Here is a 6,828-nt window from a genome sequence, read left to right as displayed (position 1 = left end):
AAAATGGCCGCGTGAATTCTACGACCAAGCCCCGCTAAGAACGGGGGGATTACCAACCGTCCGTAATCTTTGAGATTTGCAAAGGTCACGAACGAGATGTTCGTAATGAATATCGTGACGAATCTCAAATTAGGTGGCAAGAGCTGATCGAAAACTCGAGTTAAGTGTCAAATCTCAAATTATGTGCAGTGCTAAGTATATGATTTCGTTTGAATCGGAGTCTCACGATTAAATGTCAAACGACACATACTCATCATCTTCACTCTCCATGCTTGAGAATCTGGCTCAGGAACAGCTTCGTTCGCTCATGCTGGGGATTGGTGAAGAAGTCGTTGGGAGAACCTTCCTCGACAATCTGGCCGGCATTCATGAAAATGACCCTGTCCGCAACCGCACGCGCAAATCCCATTTCGTGTGTGACGCATACCATTGTCATTCCGTCCCGAGCTAAACCTGTCATCGTATCAAGCACTTCCGATACCATTTCCGGGTCTAGCGCCGAAGTTGGCTCATCGAACAGCATGACGGCGGGTTCCATGCACAGTGACCGCGCAATGGCAACGCGTTGCTGCTGGCCGCCGGAGAGCTGGATCGGGTATTTGTTTGCTTGCTCGGGAATCCGGACGCGCTCAAGGAACTTCTGGGCGGTGTTTTTGGCTTCTGCTGCAGAAACGCCTCTGATCCACATCGGTCCGACCATGCAGTTCATCAACACCGTCATATGAGGGAAGAGATTGAAATGCTGGAACACCATGCCGACATTTTTGCGGACGTCGCCGACATTGCGCATCTTGTTGTGCAGAGTGATACCGTTGACCGTGATGTCGCCCTCCTGATGCGCCTCAAGCCGGTTGAAGCAGCGGATTAGCGTCGATTTTCCGGAACCGGACGGGCCACACACGACGATGCGTTCGCCCTTGCTGACGGTGAGGTTGATATCAGTCAGCACCCTGAACGTGCCGTACCACTTGGAGACGTTCTTCGCTTCGATGATCTTGGCATTATTCATCGGACTTTGCTCCTGGCGTAGTGCCGCTCGATGCGGGACTGAATAAGCTCAAGGCAGATCGACATGACCCAGTAAAGCATGGCGGCGGAAATCAGCATTTCCATGTGCTGAAATGTCTTCTGGCCCAGCGTGCGTGCGAGGAACATAAGTTCCCAGACACCGATGACGGACACGAGCGAGCTGTCCTTCAGCATGGAGATGAACTGATTTCCAGTGGGTGGAATGATGACGGGCAACGCCTGCGGCAGAATGATCTTGCGCATGGTGAGGCCGAATCCGAAGCCGATCGACCGGGATGCTTCCCATTGGCCGCGATCGATGCTCTGAATGCCGGAGCGGAAAATTTCCGTCATATATGCACCGTAGCAGAGCGAAAGCGCCAGAATACCGGCGGGCACGGCATCGATGACGAAGCCGAGCTGCGGCAGTCCGAGATAGATTAGATAAACCTGCATCAAGAGTGGCAGGCCACGAAAGAACGACGTGTAGAAGCTCGCGATCGCATACGCAAAGCCATTGGTCGAGAGCTTGGCAATTGCCCCGAGGATCGCAATCGCGGATGCTATGACGATGGAAATGGCCGAGACGTAGACCGTGGTGACCAACCCCTGGCTGATCATGAAGGGCAGTTTTTCCGCAATGAACGGCAGGCTGAGATGAAACGTCGCGAAGAATGTCAGGAAGAGGCAGAGAAGCTCCAGCCAAACGATGGCGATTTGCAGTCTCAGCGATGCGAAACCGATCAGCACCACATTCAGCACGAACAGGACAGCGATTACGAACGCCGTTGCGAACCGGCCATAAACACCGCTTGTTGCGGGATCGCCGATGACAGGGCGCATCAGTTCCCCCATCATCGTCGCGCTGAGATCCACCATCAGAGATATCGCCAGCACCGCGATAAACAATGTGGCGATGAACCAGGGTTTGTGGACGAGTACCTCTGACTCGACTGTATCGGGATAAAGCATTTGACGTCCCTTCCGGCAGCAAGGACGACCCGGTTGCCCGGATCGTCGCGATATGCGGTACTTACTTTACGACCGTATAGTCGACGCCATACCACTTGACGGAAAGCTTGCTGAGCGTGCCGTCGGCCTTAAGGGCCTTCACCGCTTCGGCGATCTTGTCGTTGAACTCGTTGTCACCGCGTTCGATGGCAATCGCCAGCGGCTCATAAAACACGGGCTCACCGAGTGTCTTGATCGGATAGCCGGCCTTCTCCGCGTCGAGAATGCTGGGCAGGGAGGACACGACGGCGTCAAGACGCTTGCCATCACCCAGACGCAGATCGTCGAATGCGGTGGTGGAGTTTGCGTAAGACTTCACTTCACCGGGCTTAAACTCGTATTTGAAAGCAGGCGCGCCGGCGGCATCGAGCGTCAGCTCGCCCTTGGCATAGGCTTCGAACGTGGAAGTTGCCGTTGTACCGACAACCTTGCCGTCCAGATCGGAGAACTTCGTTGCCTTGCTGTCCTCGTGCACCGCAACGCTCGCTGGCGTGTAATAATAGACAGCCGGGAAATCGAAGATTTCGGCGCGCTTCTTGGTCGGGGTCATAGAACCAACATGCATGTCCCATCGGCCCGCCCAGTTTCCGGCCGTGATGATGTCCCATCCCGGGGTCACGAATTCGACTTTGGCTCCCAGACGCTGCCCGATATCCTTGGCAACGTCGATATCGAAACCGTCGAGTTCGTTCTTGTCGTTCATAAAGGATTGCGGAGCCCAGTTCGCATCGGTTGCGACCTTGAGCGTCTTGGCCGCAAGCACGCGGTCAAGCACCGCGCCGGCATTGGCTGGAAGGGCCGCCAAGGCCACGACGAGCGACGCTGTAACGGCTGTAATCTTTGTCAGTCTGTTCATGTGACGGTTCCCTTTTTTTGTTCATTTTTAGGTTCAAGCACGGTGCCTTTCCTTGCATCGTGATGGCATGTTGAAATTGAAAGCCGTTTTAGTCTTCCTGCAATTTCCAGCAACGACAGACTGCTTCTTCCTTGAAAAAGCGGAAGTCAGAGCTCCCCCTTCTGCTGCATCTCATCGCGGACACTGCGAGCGACCCTGAATGCCTCGACGCCAGCGGGTATGCCGCAATAGACTGCGATCTGCATGATTGCTGCCCGAAGTTCGTCTTCGGTCAAACCGTTGCGAATGGCGCCGCGAACATGGATACCGAATTCATGCATACGGTTGAGAGCCACCAGCATGCCAAGATTGAGAAGGCTGCGCTGCTTCAGTTCAAGCCCTTCGTCAGTCCAGGCGCTACCCCAGCAATATTCATTGAGTACATCCTGAAACGGAGCCGAGAAGTCGTCGGCGCCATTCATGGCACGATCGACATACTCATCACCCAGAACCTTGCGCCTGACGGCCTCGCCGCTTTTTCTCAACGCTTCGTCCATTTCAGTTCTCCTCACCCTTTACAAAGTTTCGAATGAGGTCAGCGACAGTGCCGGGTGCCTCGATGAGAATGGAGTGTCGCAAGCCCGGCAGAATGCTGAGAACAGAGCCTGGAATGCGTTCATGCATATAGCGCGCCATGCGTGGGTTCGATCCGGCATCGTCCTCACCTGTTGCGATCAGTGTCGGGCAACGGATCTGATCGAGAAACCCGCCGAAATCCGTTTCCGCAAGCACGCGGTAAGCAGAGGCATAACAATCCGGATCATTTTCCGCATCGCGCTGCCGCAACCGTTCGATGATTGTGGGGTTGCGCTCCTGAAACTCCTCGGTCAGCCAACGCGAAAGGGATGCGTTGTGATGGGCGGCTGGCGTTCCCTCGCGAAGTGCTGCCAAACGTTCCAGAACCCGCGTCCGCTCTTGCGGTGTCCGACCAGCCACAGTCGATAGCAGCACCAGTTTTTTCAGCCGAGACAGATGCGTCAGTGCCAAACGCTGTGCGATCAGCCCCCCCAGCGAAAAACCTGCGAGATTGAAACTGGAAAATCCCGCCTTGTCGGCCAGCGCCAGCGCCTCATGCACGAAATCGTCGATCTCGTAACGCCCTTTCACCCGGCTGGAATGGCCATGGCCGCGCAGGTCGAAGGTCAGGATCGTGAAACTGTCCTTAAGACGTTCCACGACACCGTCCCACGCCTCCAGATAGGACCCGACGCCATGGATGCAGACCAGCGGCTCGCCGCTGCCATCGATGCGGTAGTTGAGCGTTACGTCTGCGACGGTATGGCGCTGGAGATTTGCCATCTCAACCCGCCGCCGCGGTTCGCTGTACATCCTTTTCGCGGGCTGCGAAGAAGGGCATAACTTCATTGGCAAACAGTTCCAGCGTCCGCTTTTGCAGTTCGAACGGCAGGTTGAAGGTGAGGCCCAGACAATATTGGTCGACGCCAGCTGCCTCATATACCAACAGCTTTTCAATAACCTCGTCGGGTGTACCGAACATCAGGTTTTTGCGGATGTTTTCCGGATTATAATTATCCTTGCCCTTCACAGCTTCGTAAGGAACAGCCTCAGGGAAACCGTCTTGCACATTGCCAATGTTCTGCATCAGGTTTTCGAAGGCACGGCCATAATCCATGCTGTGCTGAACAGCCAATTCCCAGCCATCGGACTTGTCGTAGACGCAGGTGCGGCGCTGCATCATGAAACGCGGACGTGGAACTTCCGGATGGTCGGAAACAGCCTTGTTGAACTTGTCGGCAAGCACCTGAATTTCAGCAGCCGGTGCAGAAAGCGGGGTCGAGAGAATATTGGCGCCATTGGCAATCGCCCAGTCGAACGATCCCGGATCACGCGCAGCAACCCAGATGGGCGGATGCGGTTGCTGCAGTGGCTTGGGAACGGCAGCGGTGACAGGGAATTTCCAGTAGTGGCCGTCATGCGCATAGTCGCCGGACCAGAGCTTTTTCACCGCTGGCACGATCTCCTTCATGTAGGCAACGCCTTCCTGCTGCGGCATGCCGCCGGCCATCCGGTCGAATTCATACTGATAGGAACCGCGCGCAATACCAAATTCCAGACGACCGTTTGTCAGGTGGTCGCATAGTGCAGATTCGCCCGCGAGACGGATGGGGTTCCAGTAAGGTGCAACCAATGTGGAGGTGCCAAGCCGGATACGGTCCGTATGCTGGCCAAGCCACACCAGGGTCTGGAAGGGGTTAGGAGAAATCGTGCATTCCAGCGTGTGATGTTCCGCCGTCCAGAGTGCTTCGAACCCGCCCTCGTCTGCGAGGCGCGCCAGAGTGAGAAGGTTGTTCTTCACCCGTTCCATCGGAACATCGGGTGAGAAACGTTCCATTGAGAGAGAGACCGCGAACTTCATGGTGCTGCCTTTCGATATTTGATTACTTGAGGCGAATGACGAATGGGTCCTGCATCGAACCCGAATAGTCGATGATGACGTTCTTCAACCGCGAAAATTCCTGCATGACTTCGAAACCGCCACGACGCCCGTAGCCGCTCTCCTTGAAGCCGCCATTTGCCGACATGAAGGAGGCAGAGCGGTAGGTATTGACCCACACCGTGCCTGCCTCGATCTGGTTTGCGAACCGCAAGGCGCGGTCGATATCCTTCGTCCATATTCCCGATGCAAGACCGTAGCGGGTGTCGTTGGCAAGCGAGATCATCTCCGCCTCGTCGCGAAACGGCATTATGCCGACCACGGGACCGAAGATTTCATCCCGCATGAAGGTCATGTCGTTTTGGGCGTCCACCATCACTGTCGGCTCGAAGTACCAACCGCCGGGCGCAAGCTCTCCTTTTTGCGGCCTGCCGCCACCGGCTGCCACTTTTGCCCCTTCTTTCACGCCCGATGCTACGTAGGAATGGACTTTGGAAAGCTGGTCAGCGAGCGCCAGCGGGCCGATATCGGTATCCTCGACAGTGGGAAGACCGACACGTATCTGTTGGGTGCGGGCCACGAGCGCTTCAACGAATTTGTCATAGATACTGGCCTCGACAAAGCAGCGCGACCCGGCAACGCAGGTCTGGCCAGCAGCCGCGAACACACCCGAGACAACGCCGTTTACGGCATGTTCGATCTCCACATCGCCAAACACGACATGCGGAGACTTCCCACCAAGCTCCATCGAGCATGGCACGAGGTTTTGTGCAGCATTGCCAGCAATCCGTCGCCCAGTGACGGTGCTGCCGGTAAAGACATATTTCGAAATGCCTGGATGGCGCGTGAGCGCTTCACCAGCGCTTTTACCAGTGCCAGTGACCACATTGACGACACCGGCGGGAAAGCCTGCTTCGTGGATAAGCTCGGCAAGCGCCAGCGTCGATGCCGTTGCATGTTCGGATGGCTTGATGACGACCGTGTTGCCGATTGCAAGACACGGTGCGAGTGTGCCTGTCAGCAACATCAGCGGCGAGTTCCACGGCGTGATCATGCCAACAACACCAAGCGGTTCGCGCAGGTTGATGTTCAGCGTATCGAGCCGGTTAATCGGGATCGTATCACCCTGCATCTTGTCGGCCATGCCAGCGAAATAATGAAAGGCGTCCGGCATGGCACGCATCTGCGCGCGCGTTTCCTTCAGCAGCTTGCCATTGTCCCGCGTCTCTATTTCGGCGAGCGTATCGGCATTTGCGCGAACGAGTTCGGCGAGTTTGCGCAGCAGCGCGCCCCGGTCCGTTTGCGTCATACGCCGCCAGACGGGATTACGGAAAGCATCGGTTGCGGCAGCAACAGCAATCGCAACATCGTCGGCGTCAGCTTCTGCAAATTCATACCAGACCGCGCCAGTCGTCGGGTCGTAGCTTTCGATGAAGTTGCCGTTCTTCGGAGCGACGAAACGGCCGCCGATGAAAAGCTCCTGGCGTGAACCTTCGATGGAATTGACTGTCGTCTTCAT

At 56.0% G+C, this 6,828-nt stretch carries 7 protein-coding genes; all 7 read right to left on the bottom strand.

The window, feature by feature from the left end; translation table 11 throughout:
• Nucleotides 1-259: 259 nt before the first annotated feature.
• On the bottom strand, nt 260-1,009 hold the full coding sequence (locus tag AC5I5B_RS06570) for an amino acid ABC transporter ATP-binding protein (protein ID WP_495752599.1): 750 nt from the start codon (nt 1,007-1,009) through the stop codon (nt 260-262).
• Entirely contained in the window at nt 1,006-1,980 is a 975-nt protein-coding gene (locus tag AC5I5B_RS06565) for an amino acid ABC transporter permease (protein ID WP_495752598.1), read from the bottom strand. The genes AC5I5B_RS06570 and AC5I5B_RS06565 overlap by 4 nt, the downstream gene beginning before the upstream one ends.
• A gap of 61 nt (nt 1,981-2,041) precedes the next feature.
• The gene (locus tag AC5I5B_RS06560) at nt 2,042-2,875 is read right to left on the bottom strand and encodes a transporter substrate-binding domain-containing protein (protein WP_495752597.1); all 834 of its coding nucleotides are present in this window, start codon (nt 2,873-2,875) and stop codon (nt 2,042-2,044) included.
• A 146-nt stretch (nt 2,876-3,021) separates the two neighbouring features.
• The gene (locus AC5I5B_RS06555; protein ID WP_495752596.1) at nt 3,022-3,411 is read right to left on the bottom strand and encodes a carboxymuconolactone decarboxylase family protein; all 390 of its coding nucleotides are present in this window, start codon (nt 3,409-3,411) and stop codon (nt 3,022-3,024) included.
• Nucleotide 3,412: 1 nt separating this feature from the next.
• Nucleotides 3,413-4,213: an alpha/beta fold hydrolase gene (locus AC5I5B_RS06550; RefSeq protein WP_495752595.1), complete on the bottom strand. Its 801-nt coding sequence runs from the start codon at nt 4,211-4,213 to the stop codon at nt 3,413-3,415.
• Nucleotide 4,214: 1 nt separating this feature from the next.
• Complete coding sequence (locus tag AC5I5B_RS06545; protein ID WP_495752594.1) at nt 4,215-5,291, bottom strand: LLM class flavin-dependent oxidoreductase; 1,077 nt, start codon at nt 5,289-5,291, stop codon at nt 4,215-4,217.
• A 22-nt stretch (nt 5,292-5,313) separates the two neighbouring features.
• Nucleotides 5,314-6,828 carry an aldehyde dehydrogenase gene (locus tag AC5I5B_RS06540; RefSeq protein ID WP_495752593.1) on the bottom strand — a complete coding sequence of 505 codons (1,515 nt, stop codon included), beginning with the start codon at nt 6,826-6,828 and terminating at the stop codon, nt 5,314-5,316.

The sequence above is a fragment of the Agrobacterium sp. genome (genome assembly GCF_059499945.1).
The sequence above is the reverse complement of the archived record's forward strand: the minus strand, read 5'-3'. Positions and strand labels throughout refer to the sequence as shown.

What these genes read in the sequence shown, in the direction of transcription:
- AC5I5B_RS06570 (WP_495752599.1), bottom strand. Translation starts at nt 1,009, where the DNA reads ATGAATAATGCCAAGATCATCGAAGCGAAGAACGTCTCCAAGTGGTAC.
- AC5I5B_RS06555 (WP_495752596.1), bottom strand. Translation starts at nt 3,411, where the DNA reads ATGGACGAAGCGTTGAGAAAAAGCGGCGAGGCCGTCAGGCGCAAGGTT.
- AC5I5B_RS06565 (WP_495752598.1), bottom strand. Translation starts at nt 1,980, where the DNA reads ATGCTTTATCCCGATACAGTCGAGTCAGAGGTACTCGTCCACAAACCC.
- AC5I5B_RS06540 (WP_495752593.1), bottom strand. Translation starts at nt 6,828, where the DNA reads ATGAAGACGACAGTCAATTCCATCGAAGGTTCACGCCAGGAGCTTTTC.
- AC5I5B_RS06545 (WP_495752594.1), bottom strand. Translation starts at nt 5,291, where the DNA reads ATGAAGTTCGCGGTCTCTCTCTCAATGGAACGTTTCTCACCCGATGTT.
- AC5I5B_RS06560 (WP_495752597.1), bottom strand. Translation starts at nt 2,875, where the DNA reads ATGAACAGACTGACAAAGATTACAGCCGTTACAGCGTCGCTCGTCGTG.
- AC5I5B_RS06550 (WP_495752595.1), bottom strand. Translation starts at nt 4,213, where the DNA reads ATGGCAAATCTCCAGCGCCATACCGTCGCAGACGTAACGCTCAACTAC.